We start from the raw sequence: 21634 nt of genomic DNA, 5'->3' as shown, positions 1-21634 counted from the left end.
AAGTATTTACACTAAACTACTACTTAATAGTTGCAATATTTTTTATCAATGGGTTAACTTTAACTTATGAGGATTTTTATTGGCAAGGTATCAATGTATATACTATTGACTTGTATGGGTTGTTTCACTCAAAAGGAGATAACTGCTCAGACATTTGGCGGAAATGACTCCCATATTTTATGGCAACAAATAAACACGGATACCGTTCGCATCATCTTCCCGAAAGGACTTGAAAACCAAGCCACGAGAATCGCATCCGTACTACATCGGATACAACAAACACAGGATAGCTCTATCGGTACTAAGATCAGGAAAATAAATATCGTTTTACAGAACCTTACCACCATCTCAAATGCTTATGTAGGCCTGGCTCCATATAGAAGCGAATATTATTTGAATTATCCGCAAAGCCCTTTTGAATTGGGTGCCACCAACTGGCTGGACAATTTGAGTATACATGAATGGAGGCATGTTCAGCAATATAGTAATTTCAATAAAGGCTTATCTAAGTTTGCTTCATTGATTTTAGGAGAGGAAGGACAAGCGCTTGCTAATTCTGCCAGTGTTCCCGATTGGTTTTTTGAAGGAGATGCGGTGTTTAATGAAACAAAGTTATCATCTGGTGGCAGAGGACGACTTCCTGTGTTTTTTAGTGGTTTCAAAAGTATTGTATTGAATAACCTGCATTACAATTACATGCAGCTCAGGAATGGTTCTCTTATAAAAAACATTCCTAACCATTATAACCTTGGCTACTTATTAGTTGCTTATGGCAATAACAAATACGGTAATGATTTTTGGCAAAAAGTAACGTCTGACGCCGCTGCATTTAAGCCATTATTTTATCCAATGCAAGGCGCTGTAAAAAAGTATTCGGGCATTTCTTTCAAACAGTTTGTTAGTAATGCTCTAACATTTTACGAAAATCAATGGAAACAAGAAGCAAGTACACCCTACGAATTTATTACTCCATTGAAAACAAAAGATGTAATGAACTACCAATATCCTTATGTTGGACAAAATGGTGATATTATAGTTTTAAAAAACAGCAATAAAAAAATACCGACATTTTACAGCATTGACAATAAAGGCAATGAAACAAAGATCGCTGTAAAAAAAATAAGCGTCGATGAGTACTTTTCATACAATAACGGCAAGATCATTTACGCAAGTTATAAACCTGATGCTAGATGGGGCAACAAAGATTTTAGTCAAATAACAATACTAGATATTGTAACGGGAAAGCAACAAACGATCAAACAGCGATCCAGATATTTTTCTCCGGATATTTCTCATAAGGGCAAAAAAATTACAGCTGTTGAAATTGATCCTACTGACACTTACAGTTCACAATCAAAAATCGTTATCATGAATACTGATGGCGCTGAAAAAACAATTGTATATTCAGATGGACATATATATTCTTTTCCAAAGTTTTCAATGAATGACAGTTCAGTGTATGCGATCAGCAGAACTATAGATGGCAATCAAAATAGTTTGGTAAAAATAAAAGAAGGCAATATTCAAACATTATATACAACAGAACATACAATCGGTTTTTTACAAATTACAGCAGACGATGTTTTATTCACTGCAACATCAGGCGGCAAAGATGAATTATGGAGTTATAGAGAAAGCAATCACCATACATTTAACCTTAACAGGCTGGGAAGTATTCATACAGGCTTATACAAAGGTGATCGCCTAAACGACTCAACAGTTATCGCCACTACTCCTACTGCATATGGCTATCGTCTAGTAAAAATAAAACCAGTGGAAAATGATTTTTCTGAGATGAGTGCTGACACCGGTAATAATGCCTTATACAATATTCGTATAGCTGCAACATCTGAAATACTTAAAAATATTTCTGACAGAAAATTCGCCGTATCAAAATATCGTAAAGGAAGGCACCTATTTAATTTTCATAGCTGGAGGCCCCTTTACGAAAGACCGGAATGGTCTTTTACTGCATATAGTGAAAATATTTTGAACACATTACAAACTGAAGCAGCTTATACTTACAATGAAAATGAAAAAAGTCATCAGTTTAAATATTCCGCTATTTACGGAGGCAGCTTTATTCAACCTTATATCTCCGTTGATGAAACATTGAACAGAACGGCGGTTTACAATAATCAATCAGTACATTGGAATGAATTCAATCTCTCTCCCGGATTACAATTACCTCTTGATCTTTCATCAGGAAAACAATATCATTTTTTAAGATTATTCGCTTCATATACCCTCGAGAAAGTTCAATGGACAGGTATTGCAAAAAACATTTTCAATAATGGTTCTTTCCAATACCTGCATAGCGGCATTTCTTATTCATGGCAAATACAAAAAGCCGTGCAACAAATATTCCCTTCTTTTGCACAAAGTATTTCTGTGCAATACAAAAGCATGTTGAATAAATACACAGCCAACCAATTAACCGCTACCACCAGCATTTACCTGCCGGGATTATTCAACAATCATAGCCTGGTAATTGCCGCAGCCTTTCAATCAAGAGATACAGCTAATCAATATTATTATTCAAATAACTTTCCTTTTTCTCGTGGTTATACCGTTGTGGATTATCCGAGAATGTGGAAGCTGTCTGCCAATTATCATTTACCTATTTTATATCCCGACCGGGGGATTGCCAATATTGTATATTTTTTACGGGTAAGAGGAAATCTTTTTTACGATCATACTATTGCAAAAAGTTTACGAACAGGAAATACATTTCCTTTCAGAACCGCAGGAGCTGAATTACTGTTTGATACCAAATGGTGGAATATGTATCCTGTTAGTTTTGGTGTAAGATATAATCGTTTGCTAAATAACGGCCTTACTAATAAAGCGAATGCCAATACCTGGGAGTTTATTTTACCGGTATTGTTTTGAGCTTTGTATCTGCATCAAAATTTGTCCAAGCAAATTGATCAGGCATAGGCCCGGTCTTTCAGCACTGCTTTTATTTCATGTAATGGCATTTTATCTGCACTCTTTACAATCATAGTTGCAGCAGACAACGCTTTTCTCTTTTCAAGTTCTCTGTGCAATTCATATTTCACTTCGGCAGGCCCCATGATCATGATCATTTGCACTTTTGACAAATGTGACGCTACTTCTTTTACAAAAGCTTTTTGTTTTTCATGCTGCCGATTTTGAATGTGTTTTTCTTGATTGAGTGCACCCGCAAATAATCTATTCTTATTAGATGTTTCTCCGGCAAAACGTACATGACTTTCCAAAGAAGAATTCAATGATTCTGTAGTTATCTGTCCTTCTTTATTCATGCAGGCAATGATCGCTTTTTTCTGGTCGATCCAGATCGCATATTGCAGACAATTTTGACTACTCTTTTTCATATACAATCATTTATTGTGGACCTTTAAGTTACATTACGCAAGTGGTAAATCCTAGTGATTTTATCCTTAACAGAAAAAAATTGCATTAAAAAACCTTACTCGATATCGAGTAAGGTTTGCATTATAAAAGAAAAATTTTCGTATAAACCTAAGGCTTATATTTTTTTACTATCACAGAAGCATTATGTCCACCGAAACCAAATGTATTGCTTAATGCAGCATTTACTACACGATGTTGAGCTTTGTTGAAAGTAAAGTTAAGTCTTGGATCCAAATCCGGATCATCAGTAAAATGATTAATCGTTGGAGGTACAATATCCTTTGTAACGGCCATGATACAAGCCAATGTTTCCAACGCACCTGCAGCACCCAAACAATGGCCTGTCATACTTTTTGTACTGCTGATATTTAATTTGTAGGCATGATCACCAAAAACATTAAGGATCGCTTTCGTTTCTGCAATATCACCCAACGGTGTAGATGTACCGTGAACATTGATATAATCAATATCTTCAGGCTGTAGGCCGGCATCTTTTAATGCAGCTTTCATTACATTTCTTGCACCCAACCCCTCCGGATGTGGAGCGGTAATATGATGAGCATCGGCAGTAGCACCACCACCTGCTATTTCGCAATAAATTTTTGCACCACGAGCTAGCGCATGCTCCAGACTTTCTAACACCAGTACACCTGCACCTTCTCCCATTACAAAACCATCACGGTCTTTATCAAAAGGACGACTGGCAGATTTCGGATCATCATTTCTTTCGCTCAATGCTTTCATGGCATTAAAACCACCCACGCCTGCTGCACTCACAACGGCTTCACTACCTCCGGTAATAATGATATCTGATTTCCCCACACGGATATTATCAAAAGCATCAATTATTGCATTAGTACTTGATGCACAGGCACTTACTACCGCATAATTAGGACCTCTGAATGTATGACGCATAGATATGTGCCCAGCGGCAATATCCAATATCATTTTTGGAATAAAGAAAGGATTGAAACGTGGAGTACCATCTCCGGATGCAAAGTTCATCACTTCTTCCTGAAATGTGATCAATCCACCTATACCACTACCAAATATAACACCAACTCTGTCCGGGTCAACGTTATCAGCAGTGATACCGGCATCTTTTACCGCTTCATCGCTTGCTATCAAAGCAAACTGGCTAAAACGATCGATCTTCCGAGCTTCTTTTCTATCTAAATAAAGTGTTGGATCAAAATCTTTGACTTCGCAGGCAAACCTTGTTTTAAATTTAGCTGCATCAAATTGTTGAATAAAATCGCAGCCATTAGCTCCATCAGCTAACCCTTGCCAATAATCAGCAACAGTTTTCCCTAATGGAGTGAGGGCTCCCAACCCGGTTACTACTACTCTTTTTAGATCCATATAGTTAGGTGAGTAATGATTAGATAAAACAACCACATAGGCACGCCCAAAGTACTAAATTATTGCTTAGTTTCCAGGGCCTGTCTATGTGGTAAAAAAATTTTAAAGTTCCCTTTATTTAGAATGTTCTTCTAAATAAGTAACTGCTTGTCCAACTGTAGTGATGGTTTCAGCTTGTTCATCTGGAATAGAAATATTGAATTCTTTTTCAAATTCCATAATTAATTCTACGGTGTCCAAGCTATCGGCACCTAAATCATTGGTAAAAGAAGCCTCAGTGGTTACTTCGCCTTCATCTACACCTAATTTGTCAACAATAATTTTCTTTACTCTTGTTGCAATGTCTGACATAATTGTATTATTTAGTTAATCAGGTGCAAAAATATACTTTTTGTAACAAATACAAAGAAATTGTCAACAACTTAAAAAAGAGGGGGTTATTGTGTATTTATAGGGCTGTCATTTTTTAGCCTTTTTTCCTTTGGTACAAAGGGAAATTCATTGTATATTGAACATCCTTTCGAGATACTACAATCATATGCATTTATAAAAAAAACCATTATGGGGCTAAAACAAATAGACCACGGCAGCAAAGAATATGAAAAAATGGTAGCCTTACGCTATGAAATATTGCGTAAACCCTTGGGGCTAGATTTCAGGAAAGAGTATTTGGATCAGGATAAGAATGATATTTTAATTGCCTCTTTTGATGAAGATGAAATGTTGGGATGCTGCATACTAACTCCCCTGGGAGATGGCGATATTCGTTTGCGCCAAATGGCTGTACAAAAAAATTTACAGGGAAAAGGTATCGGTGAATCTATTATGATGTTTGCTGAAAATCTGGCTAGAGATAAAGGCTATAAGAGACTGATGATGCATGCCCGTGATAATGTTATTGGTTTCTACGAAAAATTTGGATACAAGATAAAGGGCACACAATTTATTGAGGTAAAAACACCTCATCATGTGATGGAAAAAAAATTGAGGTAATGCCCCGCCGCCCCCTAAAGAGGAAACTATAGCACATCTATGCCGCATTTCTTTTACAAATTAAAAGGGGCAAAAAAATTAATACATTAACAAAGGAAAACCCTTTAGGGCGCAGAGGGGGGGGGGGATTATTTTATTTTCTGTGCAAAAATTTTTCTTGCTTCGTGTTCGTCATCACCTTCGAATGCTTCTTTTGGTATTATAAAAAAAGAACGGGTATCGAAATATAGATGAAAAAAATGCGGACTCTCCATCATCGTGCTAAAGTCCGTCCAAGGCCAGCTTCGGCTACCTCTATCATTTTCAATGGTAAACTCATTATTATCCAGTGATGCTTTAAATCTATCTTTAAAGGTAGCGGACTTCCGGTAGATCATGATCGGTAAAATGAACCAGAAAATGATCATTAATGCAAACCACAAAACAGCGCTTATTAAAAATGCGATCGGTGATATTTTTTTGAAAAAGAATAATGCCGCAGATACAATGGCAAATATATTTACCAGTATCATCATTATTTTAATTTCTTTACGGGTAATAAAATGATAGCGTAATGCCTGAATTACTTTGCCTTTATTGTATGTAAAAAATTGAGAAGTCATGCTGCAAATATACCTGATAATTATTCACATACATCTCCGGCCACTACCCCACCACCATCTCCCGGCATTCCTCCGATAAGATGCCCACGAATTGCTGCATTCATAAAACTTATTCTCGTATTAGCTGCTCTTCCTTCTGGCGTACTATTATCAGCAATCGGTTTTTGACTACCGAAACCTACTGCTAACAATCGTTTACAATCAACGCCTAATTCAACCAGGCGCTTACATACTGCCTTTGCCCGCTGTTCGGACAAATATTGGGCTGCGGATTCATCTCCTGCAGAATTGGTGTGTCCTTCTACACGTAACAAAGAAATGTAGGTTTTAGCCTCTAAATAATTTTTAATGACTGTGAGGGCTTCATCACTTTCAGGTAATAGGGTGGCTGATGCGGTCTTAAATAATATTGGTTTATCTATTTTCACTTCATTCCCCTCTATTATATAATCTTGTGCAGACGCAACAAAGAAAAGAGCCGAAAACAGTATAGTGGAAAACAAGTATTTCATATTTTCTATTTTGTCTATAAATTTCAAACAAATAATTGGGTAATCAAATACCTTGATATGGGTATTTCAAGGTTGATCTTCCGTCTTAGTCATAAAAAAAGCCCCAGGATAAAATCGAGGGGCTCTACTTTGTTTTTATGGTTAGGATTAGTAAAAAAATTAACCGCACCCACCTTGAGTTCCGCAATTTTCACATTTGTAACAAGCTCCGCTACGGGTTGTTATACTTCCGCAGTTAGTACAGGCAGGCGCATCGCTCTGACGACTTTTAGCCGCAGCACTCATCGGATCAAGTTGCTGATATGCTGCCGGTTTTGATGCAGCCGGTGTTCTGTGCGAAAGACCGCTTGTATTAGTAGGTGTTCCCACTACTCTTACTTCACTCAACTCATGCACTCTGTCTCCAATGGTTGGAGTAGAAGCGTCCCAAGCCTCATCACCTAAATTTTGTACTTCCGGTTTATCCAACACATGAACTAAATCATTTCTGCCTAAATATTCATACGCTAATGAACGGAAAATGAAATCAATGATAGAGGTAGTTGTTTTAATATTCGGATGATCCACCATGCCGGCCGGTTCAAAACGAGTGAACACAAATTTTTCTACAAATTCTTCTAAAGGAACACCGTATTGTAATCCGATAGATATTGCTATCGCAAAGCAGTTCAGCATACTGCGTACAGTGGCTCCTTCTTTTGCCATATCGATGAAGATCTCTCCTACAGTACCATCGCCATATTCGCCTGTTCTTAGGAATAATGCCTGTCCGTTGATCTTTGCTTTCTGTGTAAAGCCTCTACGTTTCGCCGGCAATGTTTTTCTTTCTACGATTTTAGCTAAACGTCCTTTCAACACTGTATCAGGGCTATTTTGCATACGTTTGCTTACTTCATCCAATAATTCGTCTACAGTAAGCTTACTCATATCTACAATAGATGATTCAGGCATTGCAACTTCATCTGCTTCTGCAGTGACTTCTTCAGTGCTCGCTTTTTTCTTTTTGTCAGATTTATTGCTAAGTGGTTGAGACAATTTAGAACCATCTCTATACAACGCATTCGCTTTTAAACCTAACTCCCAGCTCAGACGATAGCAATCTGCAATTTCTTCTACTGTTGCTTCATTTGGAAGATTGATCGTTTTACTGATAGCTCCACTTAAGAATGGTTGCGCCGCACCCATCATACGAATATGCCCATGTGCATGGATAAAACGTTCACCTTTTTGTCCGCATTTATTAGCACAATCAAATACAGGCAAATGTTCATCTTTCAAATATGGAGCTCCTTCTACTGTCATGGTACCACACACATAAATATTCGCCGCCTCAATTTCTTCATCAGTAAATCCTAAGGCTTCCAATAAGTTCCAGCTAAAATCTCTGTATTGTTCTTCGGTAAATCCTAGGCGTTGCAAACATTCTTCCCCAAGTGTATACACGTTGAACACAAATCCAATTTCAAAAGCACTGCCTAAAGATTTTTCAACTTTTGCTAATTCTTCTTTTGTAAATCCTTTTGCCAATAATGTTTGTGTATTAATGTATGGGGCTCCTTCTAATGTTGCATGGCCTTTGGCGTAGTTTACAATTTCCTCAATTTCTTTTTCGCTGTATTTTAAATTACGTAAAGCCTGTGGTACACTTTGATTGATGATCTTGAAATATCCACCGCCACTTAATTTTTTAAATTTAACCAATGCAAAATCAGGTTCTACACCGGTAGTATCACAATCCATTACCAAACCAATTGTACCTGTTGGCGCAATTACTGTTGTTTGTGCATTGCGATAACCATATTTTTCGCCTAACTGTACAGCATCATTCCATGCATTTGTAGCAGCAGTCAATAAATAATCAGGGCAATATTTTGCGTTGATCCCTTGTGGTTTTATTTCTATTCCTTCGTATGCTTCCTGTGCATCATAAGCAGCAGCTCTGTGATTACGCATTACACGTAACATGTGCTTTTTATTTTCTTCATACTTAGCAAAGGTTCCTAAGAAAGAGGCCATCTCTGCAGATGTTTTATAAGAAACACCTGTCATGATAGCTGTGATTGCACCTGCTATTGCTCTAGCTTCCTCACTGTCGTAAGCAATACCACTTACCATTAGCATTGAACCTAAGTTAGCATAACCAAGACCTAATGTTCTGTAATCATAACTTAATTGTGCCACTTCTTTAGAAGGGAACTGAGCCATTAATACAGAAATTTCCAACACTACTGTCCATAAACGGCAAGTATGTTCAAAGCCTTTTACGTCAAAACTATTATCACTTTCATCAAAGAAACGACGAAGGTTCACAGAGGCTAGATTGCAAGCAGTGTTATCTAAGAACATATACTCACTGCAAGGATTAGACGCTCTTATTGGGCCTCCTTCTGGACATGTGTGCCATTCGTTGATGGTGGTATCGTATTGTGTACCCGGATCAGCACAACGCCATGCAGCATAATTTATTTCATCCCATAATTTTCTTGCTTTTATGGTCTTCATCACTTTTCCATCGCTTCTGCCTTTTAATTCCCAATCGCCATCTGCATCCAATACTTTAAAGAATGAATTTGGAATACGAACTGAATTATTGCTGTTTTGTCCGCTAACCGTACGATAGGCTTCTCCTTCATAATCGCTTGCATAACCTGCAGCAATTAAAGCAGCAACTTTATCTTCTTCTTTTAGTTTCCAGTTTACAAATTCAGAAATTTCAGGATGATCCAAATCTAAACAAACCATTTTAGCGGCTCTACGGGTGGTACCACCACTTTTAATAGCACCTGCGGCTCTATCACCAATTTTCAGAAAACTCATTAAACCTGACGAAGTACCGCCGCCACTCAATTTTTCTCCTTCGCCACGAATGCTGCTGTAGTTAGTACCAACACCACTTCCGTATTTAAATATCCTTGCTTCTCTCACCCAAAGATCCATGATACCACCTTCGTTCACTAGGTCATCATCTACACTTAAAATAAAACAAGCATGAGGTTGAGGACGTTCGTAAGCTGAAGTAGATTTTTTTAACTGACCATCTTTTGCATCTACATAGTAATGCCCCTGCGGTTTGCCTGCAATGCCATACACTTCGTATAAACCTGTATTAAACCATTGTGGACTATTAGGCACACAACCCTGGTTTAAGATCGAGTAAACCAATTCATCATAAAATACCTGCGCATCATTTGCAGATGCAAAGTATCCGTTTCTTTCACCCCACACACGCCAGCAATGTGCCATACGATGTGCAACTTGTTTAACGGTTGTTTCTCTTCCGGTTGTACCATCTGCTTTTGGTACACCTGCTTTACGGAAATATTTTTGTGCAAGAATATCTGTTGCGATCTGGCTCCATTGTTTGGGAACTTCTACATCATCCATTTGAAAGACGACCTCACCCGACGGATTCTTAATTACCGATGTACGGTAATCGTACTCAAACATATCATATGGGCTCACTCCGTCTTTAGTGAACTGCCTGCTAAACTGCAATCCTTTAGCTGCTTGTTTCTTTGTTGGCATATTAATAAGGTCGTTAAATGGGTTAAGTAATTGTTAAGGCTTGTGTTAACGAAAATATTTTTTGCTAACGACATTTCACATTTTTGATATTAACAGAATGTGGAAAAGGGATGTGTAAAAAATTCATAATGCAATACCCTATTGAATTGGCGGACTTTTCCCCACCTGAAAAAGTAAAATGTTTGTTTAATTTCTTGGATAATTGGATAAAATTTCAACAACCACCACTGACGTGGTTTTACTGATTTTTAAACGATCAAAACCCTTTACAGTAAAGAATCTACACATTTTCAATACGTAAGAATTGCGCTGGTATTGGGCTTTATTTAAATAAGCAAATTATATAATATGAATAAATCGTAATTTGATGCTTTTCAAAAGTTTTGCACAGGACACAATAAACGGGAAAAGCTTTACTGTTAAGCATTGTAGAAGATGTTGTATTTTCCCGTCTATTTAAAAAAAGAAGCAGGTCACTAAAAATAAGTAAGAACATACATCATGAGAGCATTAATACAACGAGTTTCAAATGCAAGTGTAACGGTATTGAATAGACGAATATCTGAAATACAAAAAGGGTTACTTGTTTTTATTGGTATTGAAGACGCAGATACAACTGATGATATTCAATGGCTAAGTAATAAAATTATTAATCTACGCATTTTTGATGATGAGAATAAAGTGCCAAACATTTCTTTAAAAGACAATGGTGGAGATATTTTGCTGGTAAGTCAATTTACTTTACATGCCAATACAAAAAAAGGAAACCGGCCTTCGTATATACGAGCCAGTAAGCCAGACTTTGCAAGACCAATGTATGAACAAATGATTGTACAGATAGAAAACGATCTGGGTAAAAAAATATTTACCGGAGAATTTGGAGCCGATATGAAAGTGGAATTATTGAATGACGGGCCTGTGACTATCTGGATAGATACTAAAGACAAGGAATAATTTCTTTGTTAAACTTTGTGTACTTTGTGCTTTAGTGGTTAAAAAATAAATTATGCAGGAAATCACAATTAAAAATGCTCAAGAGCAAGTAGACAGTTGGATCAAAACCGTTGGCGTAAGGTATTTTAGTGAACTTACCAATCTGGGTATTCTAATGGAAGAAGTTGGAGAGTTGTCCAGGTTAATGGTAAGGAAATATGGGGAACAATCTTTTAAAGAAACAGATAAAGGAAAAGAATTATCGGATGAAATGGCAGACATATTGTTTGTATTAATTTGTTTAGCAAACCAAACAGGCGTAGATTTAACAACAGCGCTGCAACAAAATTTTGAAAAGAAAAACCTAAGAGACAAAGACAGGCACCTGAATAATGAAAAACTAAAATGATCATATGAACGCTTCGATAAGATTTATCTGGCCGGTACTAAAGCAATCCTTTAGTGATTTTATCGACAACAGGGTATTGAAACTGAGTGCCGCGTTAGCTTTTTATACCATCTTTTCTTTGCCCGCCATGCTCATCATTATCATTTCGGTCAGTGATATCTTTTACGGACGTGCCGCAATTGAAGGTACACTATACAACCAGATATCCGGATTCATTGGCACTGAAGCTGCCTTGCAAATACAACATACAATAAGTAATGCCGCTTTATCACAAAGCAATAAGATTGCAACGATCATTGGTGGCGCTACCCTATTATTTGGTGCAACCGGAGTATTTAATGAAATACAGGATTCAATTAATTTTATCTGGAAATTAAAAGCCAAGCCACGTAAAGGAAAAGGGTTCCTGAAATTGCTTTTCAACAGAATCATTTCATTCTCCATTGTAATCAGCCTTGGTTTTTTATTACTGGTCTCCTTACTTATCAATGGGTTGATGGGATTGCTGATCAACCGTCTTACACAACTATTCCCTGAATTAACGGTGATCATGGTATATGTTTTTAATGTGTTACTCACATTTGGTATCACTGCATTACTTTTTGGGATGATATTCAAAGTATTACCTGATGCACATATAAAATGGAAAAGTGTAAGGGCCGGCGCTTTTACAACTGCCATTCTTTTTATGGCCGGTAAATTTTTGATTGGATATTATCTTGGACATAGCAAATTATCATCTACTTACGGAACAGCCGGCTCGGTGATCGTAATGTTGCTTTGGGTGTATTACTCAGCTATCATATTATATTTCGGTGCAGTTTTTACACATGTATATGCCATATATACCAGATCAAGGATATACCCTAATCATTATGCCGTGTGGGTACAGGAGATTGAAGTTGAATCAGTAAAGTCCATACAGGAACAACCCGAAGAAAAAGCTGTAATTACAACTCCGGAAACACCTCCGGCCCAACCTCCTGCATAATACAAGACATCCTACGCTCTGATAAAAGCTCAATAAAGTGATGAAGTGCAAGAGTGCCCTTCGTTCCTCAGGATAAATGGTACCACTAAAGTTGAATGAAGTTGTTTTTGCCCGGCTCATAAAAAATAGCGTAGCTAAGTTTATGAGCCGCTAACAATCTTTATATTTGCAGCCATTATGGCAAACGAAGCAAACAATTTTCAGGAGTTAATATCTCATTGTAAAGAATACGGGTACATATTTCAATCGTCTGAAATATATGACGGTTTATCTGCCGTTTATGATTATGGACAAAACGGTGCTCAGTTAAAAAAGAATATCCGTGACTATTGGTGGAAAAGCATGACGCAGTTACACGACAATATCGTGGGTATTGATGCGGCTATTTTTATGCACCCTACTGTATGGAAGGCAAGTGGGCACGTTGATAATTTCAGTGACCCGATGATTGACAATAAAGACAGCAAGAAACGGTACAGAGTTGATCACTTAATTGAAGGATTTGCTGATGAACAAATTGCAATTGGCAATGAGCAATTGGCCAAAGATGTGTTGGCCTCAATGGATGCATTGCTGACAAAAGATGATTATGTGGGATTAAAAAAATTAATTGAAGACAATAAAATAAAATGCGCCATCAGCAAAACCAGCAACTGGACAGATGTTCGTCAGTTTAACCTGATGTTCTCTACAGAATTTGGTGCAGTAGCTTCAGATAATCCTGAAGACAACAAAGTATACTTACGTCCGGAAACGGCCCAAGGTATTTTTGTAAACTTTTTAAATGTGCAAAAAACCGGCCGTATGAAAATACCTTTTGGTATTGCACAAACCGGCAAAGCTTTCAGAAATGAAATTGTTGCAAGACAATTCATTTTCAGAATGAGAGAGTTTGAACAAATGGAAATGCAATTCTTTATTCGTCCCGGCTCTCAAATGGAATGGTATAACTATTGGAAAGAAACCAGAAAAAAATGGCACGAAAGCCTGGGTATACCTGCCGAAAAATTGCGTTTTCATGATCACGTTAAATTAGCTCACTATGCAGATGCCGCATTGGATATAGAATTTGAATTCCCTTTTGGCTGGAAAGAATTAGAAGGTATTCATAGCCGTACTGATTTTGATCTGAGCCAGCATCAAACATACAGCAAAAAGAAAATGCAGTATTTCGATAATGATATTGACCCTGCAACCGGAAAGGCTTACGGGAACTACGTTCCATATGTATTGGAAACATCCGTTGGATTAGACAGACTTTTCTTAACTATCATCAGCCTGGCTTATGCCGAAGAAAAATGGTTGAAAGAAGATGGCACTGAAGACAGCCGTGTTGTTTTAAAGATCCCTGCAAAAATTGCTCCTACAAAACTGGCCATCTTACCATTGTTGAAAAAAGATGGATTACCAGAAATTGCAAAAGAATTATTTGATAGTTGCAAAGAATCTTTTCATTGCTTTTATGAAGAGAAAGATGCTATAGGTAAACGATACAGAAGAATGGATGCCGTTGGTACACCATTTTGTGTAACCATCGATCATCAAACAAAAGAAGACAATACTGTTACTATCAGATACAGAGACACAATGACCCAGGAACGTATCGCATTAAAAGATGTTAAACAATTGATAACAGAGAAAATTTCGTAGGTATCTCAGGCTGTAAATACTTATTTTACAACTCCAATGAAAAAAAGATTATTTACAGCCTTTATCTGTTTACTGTCGGGATATGTTCATGCTCAATCTGCTTATCCGTTAAAAATTTCTTGTCAGAAAAATGTAACCAATGATACGGTCTGGCTTACAGTGGTCAATCCAATTCAACAAAAGCCGGGAACATTATTGGTTACCGCTTATCAAACCACAGCAGCTAAAACGGATAGTTTTTATCTCCCTGTAATTGACACGATCAATTATTATGGCATTGTTATTCCTGCCAACTATCAGAAGGGAACATTAAAATTAAGGGCAGCATTCTTTCCGAAAATTTTTGAAGTAAGTGGAATGGTTTTAAACAGAACCAATAGCGAAACAATCAATGCATTATTGATCACTAAAAACCAGCGGATATACAACAAAACAATAAAACTAACGGATGATAAGCAGTTTACGCTACCCGGGCTGATCTTTGAAAATAGAGCCAGTTTGGTTTTTAACTATACCCTCGCAAATAAAAAGGATAAACCTAATATTCTTATTAAACAATCTCCTTCTTTAAAAGACTTTACCGATTCAACATTCAGTACATCGATCATCTTACAGGAAGATACACCTGTATCAATGGATACTGTAACTGCTCATAATGACACAAAAAAAACAACCGGCCACGACAAAAACAAATCAGTTCTGTTAAAAGAAGTTACTGTAACAGCTATAAAAAAATCAAGAGCAGAAAAATTTAATAAAGAATTCAGTACCGGATTATTTAACGATGGAGATGAACGGGTAGTAGATTGTTTAGACAACAATGATATATTATCTTATCCTGATTGCATTTCTTTTTTACGTAGCCGAATAGCGGGGCTAACCACTACGATCAGTCGTTTTGGCGAAAGTGAAGTGGTTTGGCGGGGCAAAACAACTCAGGCTTTCTATATAGATGAGATGGAAGTAGATCTTGACCAGATATTAAATATAAATGTGGCAGATATTGCCATCGTAAAAGCATACCCTCCTCCTTTTTGGGGTGCAACAGGTGGCACGGGTGATGGTGGGGCTATTGCTATCTATACCAGAAGAGGTGAATATCAAAGAGAAAATGCCGTTAATAACAGATGGCTGTTTCCTATCACAGGATATTCTCCGGCAATACATATTTTATTTGATGGAAAATAACTATCCGTACAATTCCTGATGGATCGCTTTTCTATCGTATCCTAAAGCTTGTATGCTTTGCTTTGCTTCATCGATCATTGCTTTCCACCCACACAGGAAGAAACAAGCGTCCTGCTGATCTTTGCATAACTCTTTGTATACAGCATGTACATACCCTTTACCGGCTCCTTCCCACTCCTCTCTTGACAAAACCGGATGGTAATGAAACCCCGGCAGATCTTTTTCTAACTGACGTAATTCATCATAATACAACAGATCCCTTTGTGTACGGCAACCAAAAATCAGGTGCACATTTTTATGTGCAATGTTTTTTAATTTGATATGATTGACCATACTGCGAAAAGGCGCAATGCCCGTTCCGGTAGCAATTAAAAAAATATCTTTTTGGAAATTTTCTTCGTGAAGACTAAAAACTCCTACAGGACCACGTAAAGTAATTTCGCTTCCTTCTTTTACTTCATTAAAAAGATAGGTAGTTCCTGCACCGCCTTCCAATAAAACAATACATAATTCAAATACATTCGTTCCATCAGGCCAACTGCTGATAGAATAACTACGCCAGCGTTTGTTAGGTTTTTCGTGTATAGGTAAATCCAGCGTTACAAACTGCCCAGGCTTAAAATCAAAAGAAGTCAGTTCAGGCACCTGTATGAAAAAGCGACGTGTATTGTACGTTTGTTGTTCGATCTTGATAACTTTTCCAATACGCCAAGGTTCTACAGCCATAATCGTTATTTTTTTTAGCAATGCAATGATACAAAAGAAAGAATTGATTTATACCGGCAATCACATTGATATTTATGCAAACGTTGCCAATTGTGATTCAAATGATACTAAATCTTAAGGCATAATTATTTTCCATTAACATCTAAACTGACTCCGGGATTTACTGTTACTGTTGCATTTAAGTGTACCCGAATGCTTTTTACTGAAGTGTTTGCAACAACCACCGGATACCTTACTAAACCGGCAGGAATAACCACATCTGTGTATTGATTTGGAACTGCATTGCAACTCCAGTTAGTGGCAACAAACCAATCGGTACTTGTTGCTCCTGTCCAGATAGATGTGAATCTCAATGTATTTTCAGGACCATTAATTCCATTCACTACACAACGATATTTATACCCTGCATATGAACCGGGTAAATTTATCAATTGTAACGTATTGGTAGTAGCACCTGCATAATTGGGGCCATTAACGACATTAATATACCCGGTACCGTTATCTTCCTGCCATTGAAAGGATGTTCCATAAGCAGCGGCTTTAAAAGTAACCGTACTACCAATACATGTACTTATTGCCTGGGGTGTAATGATATCTTTACTTAACCAAAACTCACTAAAGCTATTCACAGCAAACTCGGCATAATAACCGGTATCGTATGGAACTATATCTGTACTAGCAGGAGAAATAAGATTATAGTACCCCGAAAAATTATCATCGAGGGTTCCATTTTCATTGGCACCATTACCACTAAATTTAGTAACTCCCAACTCATACGCATCAATAGGTTTCAAACAAGTACTGCAGCCGGTCGCACTTATAAGGCTATCAGCTTCAGCATTCGTAAAATAAAAACGAACGCCTACATTTCCTGCTGGCGCATGCTCACTTTGTATAACAATATTCCTGTTGGCATAATACTGGTTATTACTGTTTCTCACAATACCTGTATATGGATACACTTTAACGGTTGTTGCACCTAAGTTCATTCCATTTGAATTAACGGAAGCCACTCTTTTCCCTCCGGAAGTAAAATGAACCCAATTATTCCCATTCACATTTTGAGTAATATTGGAAACAGGCGCACCTGTATAGATCTGGGCTTTGTCAAATACATGCACATCATCTACTCCAACCCCTTCGTATGTCAATCCTTCATCACTGCTCATTACAAACCTGAATCGTACAACCGTTCCCGTTACCGGTAAATCGATACTTGCAACATGCCATTTCTTTTTAGATGACCGCCAGACATTATTCACTATTCCATCGTACCAATTGGTGCCATTGCCTGCATTGCCTAACTTTTGCCAGGTAATGCCATCTGTTGAATACTCAACCCAGGTATAATCAAAATTCAATTCAATATCATAAATATGACTAAACGACAACACCGGCTGCTGTAGTCCTGCCAAGTCAAAACAAGGAGAATATAAATAAGAAGTTTCGTTATTATTATATTTTCCTGTAAGATCTGTTACCCACGCCTTGTTACCATTTGCCGCTTTATTAATAACAGTACTTGCAGGAATCCCCCATTGCCAGGATGAATTCGTTCCTTTAGTATAAAAATATCCATCATTATTTTCAAAACGTTCTAAATAAGGATAGCTGGCAATAAGCGGACTACTATGAATCTTATAATCCAGTATACTGTCATTATCCGGATAATCATCTCCTGCATATTTTACCCATACTCTAATTGTATAGTCTGTGTATGCAGACAGATCAACCGTTTGCGTAAATGCATAATCCAATATCTGATTAGCTGTTATTGCACCGATCGTTTCTGTAACTATCGCTCCGTTATTTACCTGATAGCTTGCCTGTAAATTATTCAATGTGATAGCATTAAAATTTTTGATCTTAATACTGATCGTTTCTGCTGAAGACAAACTACATTCTGCAGGTGAAGGTGAATTGATTTTTGTAACCGCAATATCATTGGTTGCCTGTTTTAAATTCAGGTCATCAAATGTATACCCATCATCTATATCAGTTTCAGGTGAGGGTGAATTCGCTGACGTTTGACCTTCTTCTCCTATTTTAAGTTGAAATGTAGCAGTTATGGTTTGTGGAGGCAATGCATTGCTCAACACATCATTAATATTAATTACCCCATGCTTCCAACCTCCCAATGCTGCCTGGTTAAGATACAGATCATATGCTTCCACCCATTGGTCATTTTCACTACCCCTGATCCAAATTTTATTAGCAAGATTATTAACCGTTTGTCCATGATTCTTGTAATAGAAATCATACCGAAGCTGATTCGCTGTTTGTGCAGACAGATTATAATTTACAATTAAAGAATCTGTTGATGTACCTTCATTATAGGGTGCCTGATCTAATGTGATCGCTTTACTTCCACTATACGCAAAACCAGTATTTACAAATGTTCTGGCCCTGCCACGAATTGTATTGGCAGAAAAATCTATTCGTTGATTATCCCCAATTGCCATTTCAGGGGTGATAAAATCTGCCGCCGCCATAGACTCAAAATTCTCTGTAAGCGGAAGACTTGTTACAGGATCATTCGCAATCAACTTTACGATTTTATATGCCGTATCATTATTTTTAATCCCATCAGCAATATTATTTGTCCATGCCTTAAAAAGGTAATTAAAACTTGAAGATGTTGGATATGGAGTTGCAAAAGTATAGTTGACAGTTGAACCGGCGGGGATTGATGTATTGACAACTTCTGTGGCTACTAAAGAATCATGTATACTATATGATACAGTAAATGGGCCAGGTATAGTAATGCTACCATTATTTTTAATATTGATCTTCACCGGTCGTGTTGCATCAGTGGCATTGGCAAAAAATGCCCTCGCTGTTGATGGCTCCAGAATGCTATCAACCTTTATATCATTATTGAACACTGAAAGAGAGCAAGCTCCTGTGTTAGGAATCACTGATACAGAAAGTGATCGTCTGCCTGCAACAGTGCCGTTTTTTGCACGTACCCCAAGCCAATAGTTTGTATATTTATTTAAACCGGTTAGTATAAAAGATGTATCGGTAGTATTATTAACTGCTTGCATACTATCCCCTACAAGCTTCATAATATCGTAAGAAGTAGCCCCTGAAATAGTATTCCATTTAAGTTCTACAGCACCCTCACAAATTTTTGCAGTAGTAACTACCGGTCTGCCTAAAACAGAAAAATTAAAATCACTTTGATCCAACAAAGCAGTATTTTTTGCAGAAACTTTTATTAAAGCTGTTGTAGTTATTGTTGAAGGCACAGTCCAACTATACACTCTTTTAGAAGCAAGCACATTTGTATCAATCGGAATCCAGGAAGAACCATTATTAACAGAATATTCTATTGTAAAATTATTATTGCCAGTCCCGTAGGCATCCCATCGTATGTTTTCAATATCTCCCGGCACCAGCGTTTCGCCACCAAAAGGATATTCCACTGTAACAGATGGTTTTGTAACTTCATAAGTAACCACATAATCCTGTTTACCAAACGGCAACAAAAAACCATTCACATTAATTGAATACGTTCCGGCTGCAGGATCATCGATTACGATCTGTTCAATATTGTTGATATGATCAACTCCTTCAACAGCTACATCAGTTACATTAAGCGGTGATGGATTTAATACGAGTGGCTTATGTACTGCCAAAGAAACATCTTTTACTGTCAGATCCAGATCATTGACCAATGTACTGAATGTATTTAACGATGCTTCTTTATCAGGCCAATACAACAGTATCTTTAATTGCTTGGCAGCCTGTGGCAATGTAATTGTATGCACATTATTTTCGCCGTTAGCAATGCTATCAATAATATATCGGTTGCTGTCAATTGCTTCCACCGCTCTCCTTACATTCAACATACCAAAACCGAAAGTAAAATCCGGTCCGGCATTTCCAAGATCTTCTGCTGTGTTACAAGCCAATGCTTTTAGCAATGCGGCAGAGGGATTTGCTTCCGAGTGCAATTGCCTATAACGTTCAACCGCCAACGCCAATGAACCGGTTACTGCAGGTGAGGCCATACTGGTGCCTTCCGTAGTGTAATATTGATTGTTACTGATTGTTGATGTAATATTTACTCCACCTGCGCAAATTTCAGGCTTTAGTCTTCCGTCATCTACCGGACCTCTACCACTAAAAGAAGCTATCGTGTAATCCTGTGTATTAATCGCACCAACTGTCAATACATTTTTTGCGCTTTGCCACCCTGACTTCACCGTACCAAAAAATGCAGGATAAGGTGAGCAGGTAAAATCACCATCATTACCTGCTGCGATCATATGCAGTAATTGTTTGTAGCTGTTGGTTTGCTCATCTACAAAGCTGCTCAATAAATCATATTCACCTTCACCAGGACAACCCACATCAACAGAATAATAAGAGTTATTGGTAAGCACCAGGTTATTATCTGCTATATAAGTTGGTGCCGTTGTAATGATATCACTAAAAAACTGGCTGATGATGGTCGCTTTTGGAGCCATCCCTTTATACTTCACATCTAATATTCCTCCGCCGGCAGCTGTACCCGATGTATGAGTTCCGTGATCTGTTACTATCCACGGCGTACGATTGATCAACCGTCCGGCAAAGTCAATATGTGTTGAAATATCTGCATTGTCCCCCACTCCAATGGTCACATTTTTTCCATTCAGGTTTTTCCCTGCCGCTGAATTAAGCGCCCCTACTCCGTGAGCCGCAACACTGTTATAATTTAGTGGCTTATCTTTTATCGTTTGCAAGCTTATGTAAGTAACAAAAGGGAGATCCGCCATCAGATCAACAACAGTTTTATCAGCTTCCACAAAAACAACACCGGCACTTGATATTTTTGTAGGAATTATTTGAGCACCTGCTTTAAGTAATTCATCCTGCACCATTTTCGCATCTGCCGAAGCAGAATAACTCACCGCTACCAAACGAAGATTCTCTTTATCAATAACCGGATCTGTTTTTTTTAGCCGATCATCTATTTTATAAACAGGGGGGATCTGAGCAATAGTATTAATTGAAAAACTTTTCGCTGCTGTAAAATTAAAATCTTTTGGTATGCTTGCTAAATAGGCATTTGAAGAAATATATCTATCTAATTTAACTCCTGCATGTTTTAATGCATTTTGAATTTTTTGTGAAGGAACTGATTCGAACTGAACTAATACAAAATACCGGTCATTAAATAATGATCTGTTGATTGCCTGTTTAGAAAAATTTCCTGCGGCTATATTTCTATTTGTCGGTAAAACGCCGCTTTTAAACCTAACCAATTGCTCAGGTCTCTGAGCCATCAGGTAAGATGAAAGAAAAGACACAACAAGAATAAAGAGAACATGTTTTTTCATTAACAAGAGTTTAT

General features: G+C 37.5%; 15 protein-coding genes. 7 read left to right on the top strand and 8 right to left on the bottom strand.

Features of this window, described 5'->3' with window-relative positions; translation table 11 throughout:
* Positions 1-66 precede the first annotated feature (66 nt).
* The gene (locus LK994_RS06620) at positions 67-2892 is read left to right on the top strand and encodes a hypothetical protein (protein ID WP_229762109.1); all 2826 of its coding nucleotides are present in this window, start codon (positions 67-69) and stop codon (positions 2890-2892) included.
* Between the two features lie 38 nt (positions 2893-2930).
* On the opposite strand, the gene LK994_RS06615 is transcribed toward LK994_RS06620, so the two are convergent.
* The 3 genes from LK994_RS06615 to LK994_RS06605 all read right to left on the bottom strand — a co-directional run bounded on the left by LK994_RS06615 (position 2931) and on the right by LK994_RS06605 (position 5112).
* Positions 2931-3359 carry a hypothetical protein gene (locus LK994_RS06615; RefSeq protein WP_229762108.1) on the bottom strand — a complete coding sequence of 143 codons (429 nt, stop codon included), beginning with the start codon at positions 3357-3359 and terminating at the stop codon, positions 2931-2933.
* Between the two features lie 148 nt (positions 3360-3507).
* A complete protein-coding gene (gene fabF, locus LK994_RS06610; RefSeq protein ID WP_229762107.1) occupies positions 3508-4761 on the bottom strand; it encodes a beta-ketoacyl-ACP synthase II in 1254 nt (417 codons plus the stop codon).
* A 114-nt stretch (positions 4762-4875) separates the two neighbouring features.
* Entirely contained in the window at positions 4876-5112 is a 237-nt protein-coding gene (locus LK994_RS06605; RefSeq protein WP_229762106.1) for an acyl carrier protein, read from the bottom strand.
* 210 nt (positions 5113-5322) lie between these two features.
* Between LK994_RS06605 and LK994_RS06600 the strand changes: the two genes are divergently transcribed.
* Positions 5323-5754 (top strand): GNAT family N-acetyltransferase, encoded by a 432-nt coding sequence (locus tag LK994_RS06600; protein ID WP_229762105.1) that lies wholly within the window; start codon positions 5323-5325, stop codon positions 5752-5754.
* A 128-nt stretch (positions 5755-5882) separates the two neighbouring features.
* On the opposite strand, the gene LK994_RS06595 is transcribed toward LK994_RS06600, so the two are convergent.
* From LK994_RS06595 to LK994_RS06585, 3 genes are all read right to left on the bottom strand, one after another.
* Positions 5883-6356 (bottom strand): YcxB family protein, encoded by a 474-nt coding sequence (locus LK994_RS06595; RefSeq protein WP_229762104.1) that lies wholly within the window; start codon positions 6354-6356, stop codon positions 5883-5885.
* A 20-nt stretch (positions 6357-6376) separates the two neighbouring features.
* Complete coding sequence (locus LK994_RS06590) at positions 6377-6868, bottom strand: OmpA family protein (protein WP_229762103.1); 492 nt, start codon at positions 6866-6868, stop codon at positions 6377-6379.
* Between the two features lie 159 nt (positions 6869-7027).
* Positions 7028-10393, bottom strand: a complete 3366-nt coding sequence (locus tag LK994_RS06585; RefSeq protein ID WP_229762102.1) for a vitamin B12-dependent ribonucleotide reductase — start codon at positions 10391-10393, stop codon at positions 7028-7030.
* A gap of 501 nt (positions 10394-10894) precedes the next feature.
* Here LK994_RS06585 and dtd point away from each other — a divergent pair.
* The 5 genes from dtd (at position 10895) to LK994_RS06560 (ending at position 15564) form a co-directional block, all read left to right on the top strand.
* The gene (dtd, locus tag LK994_RS06580; protein WP_229762101.1) at positions 10895-11347 is read left to right on the top strand and encodes a D-aminoacyl-tRNA deacylase; all 453 of its coding nucleotides are present in this window, start codon (positions 10895-10897) and stop codon (positions 11345-11347) included.
* Positions 11348-11399: 52 nt separating this feature from the next.
* On the top strand, positions 11400-11735 hold the full coding sequence (locus LK994_RS06575; RefSeq protein ID WP_229762100.1) for a nucleotide pyrophosphohydrolase: 336 nt from the start codon (positions 11400-11402) through the stop codon (positions 11733-11735).
* Positions 11736-11739: 4 nt separating this feature from the next.
* Positions 11740-12726, top strand: coding sequence for a YihY/virulence factor BrkB family protein (locus LK994_RS06570; RefSeq protein WP_229762099.1), 987 nt, complete (start codon positions 11740-11742; stop codon positions 12724-12726).
* Between the two features lie 177 nt (positions 12727-12903).
* Positions 12904-14376, top strand: coding sequence for a glycine--tRNA ligase (locus LK994_RS06565; RefSeq protein ID WP_229762098.1), 1473 nt, complete (start codon positions 12904-12906; stop codon positions 14374-14376).
* A 36-nt stretch (positions 14377-14412) separates the two neighbouring features.
* Positions 14413-15564 (top strand): hypothetical protein, encoded by a 1152-nt coding sequence (locus tag LK994_RS06560; RefSeq protein ID WP_229762097.1) that lies wholly within the window; start codon positions 14413-14415, stop codon positions 15562-15564.
* On the opposite strand, the gene LK994_RS06555 is transcribed toward LK994_RS06560, so the two are convergent.
* Positions 15565-16290 (bottom strand): ferredoxin--NADP reductase, encoded by a 726-nt coding sequence (locus LK994_RS06555; protein ID WP_229762096.1) that lies wholly within the window; start codon positions 16288-16290, stop codon positions 15565-15567.
* 125 nt (positions 16291-16415) lie between these two features.
* Positions 16416-21620 carry a S8 family serine peptidase gene (locus LK994_RS06550; protein WP_229762095.1) on the bottom strand — a complete coding sequence of 1735 codons (5205 nt, stop codon included), beginning with the start codon at positions 21618-21620 and terminating at the stop codon, positions 16416-16418.
* Positions 21621-21634: the final 14 nt, after the last annotated feature.

Origin of the sequence: Ferruginibacter lapsinanis (assembly GCF_020783315.1) — a bacterium.
Classification (GTDB): domain Bacteria; phylum Bacteroidota; class Bacteroidia; order Chitinophagales; family Chitinophagaceae; genus Ferruginibacter; species Ferruginibacter lapsinanis.
Note: the sequence above shows the minus strand (reverse complement) of the source record. Positions and strands in the feature narration are given on the sequence as shown.

What these genes read in the sequence shown, in the direction of transcription:
- LK994_RS06620 (WP_229762109.1), top strand. Translation starts at nt 67, where the DNA reads ATGAGGATTTTTATTGGCAAGGTATCAATGTATATACTATTGACTTGT.
- LK994_RS06615 (WP_229762108.1), bottom strand. Translation starts at nt 3,359, where the DNA reads ATGAAAAAGAGTAGTCAAAATTGTCTGCAATATGCGATCTGGATCGAC.
- fabF (WP_229762107.1), bottom strand. Translation starts at nt 4,761, where the DNA reads ATGGATCTAAAAAGAGTAGTAGTAACCGGGTTGGGAGCCCTCACTCCA.
- LK994_RS06605 (WP_229762106.1), bottom strand. Translation starts at nt 5,112, where the DNA reads ATGTCAGACATTGCAACAAGAGTAAAGAAAATTATTGTTGACAAATTA.
- LK994_RS06600 (WP_229762105.1), top strand. Translation starts at nt 5,323, where the DNA reads ATGGGGCTAAAACAAATAGACCACGGCAGCAAAGAATATGAAAAAATG.
- LK994_RS06595 (WP_229762104.1), bottom strand. Translation starts at nt 6,356, where the DNA reads ATGACTTCTCAATTTTTTACATACAATAAAGGCAAAGTAATTCAGGCA.
- LK994_RS06590 (WP_229762103.1), bottom strand. Translation starts at nt 6,868, where the DNA reads ATGAAATACTTGTTTTCCACTATACTGTTTTCGGCTCTTTTCTTTGTT.
- LK994_RS06585 (WP_229762102.1), bottom strand. Translation starts at nt 10,393, where the DNA reads ATGCCAACAAAGAAACAAGCAGCTAAAGGATTGCAGTTTAGCAGGCAG.
- dtd (WP_229762101.1), top strand. Translation starts at nt 10,895, where the DNA reads ATGAGAGCATTAATACAACGAGTTTCAAATGCAAGTGTAACGGTATTG.
- LK994_RS06575 (WP_229762100.1), top strand. Translation starts at nt 11,400, where the DNA reads ATGCAGGAAATCACAATTAAAAATGCTCAAGAGCAAGTAGACAGTTGG.
- LK994_RS06570 (WP_229762099.1), top strand. Translation starts at nt 11,740, where the DNA reads ATGAACGCTTCGATAAGATTTATCTGGCCGGTACTAAAGCAATCCTTT.
- LK994_RS06565 (WP_229762098.1), top strand. Translation starts at nt 12,904, where the DNA reads ATGGCAAACGAAGCAAACAATTTTCAGGAGTTAATATCTCATTGTAAA.
- LK994_RS06560 (WP_229762097.1), top strand. Translation starts at nt 14,413, where the DNA reads ATGAAAAAAAGATTATTTACAGCCTTTATCTGTTTACTGTCGGGATAT.
- LK994_RS06555 (WP_229762096.1), bottom strand. Translation starts at nt 16,290, where the DNA reads ATGGCTGTAGAACCTTGGCGTATTGGAAAAGTTATCAAGATCGAACAA.
- LK994_RS06550 (WP_229762095.1), bottom strand. Translation starts at nt 21,620, where the DNA reads ATGAAAAAACATGTTCTCTTTATTCTTGTTGTGTCTTTTCTTTCATCT.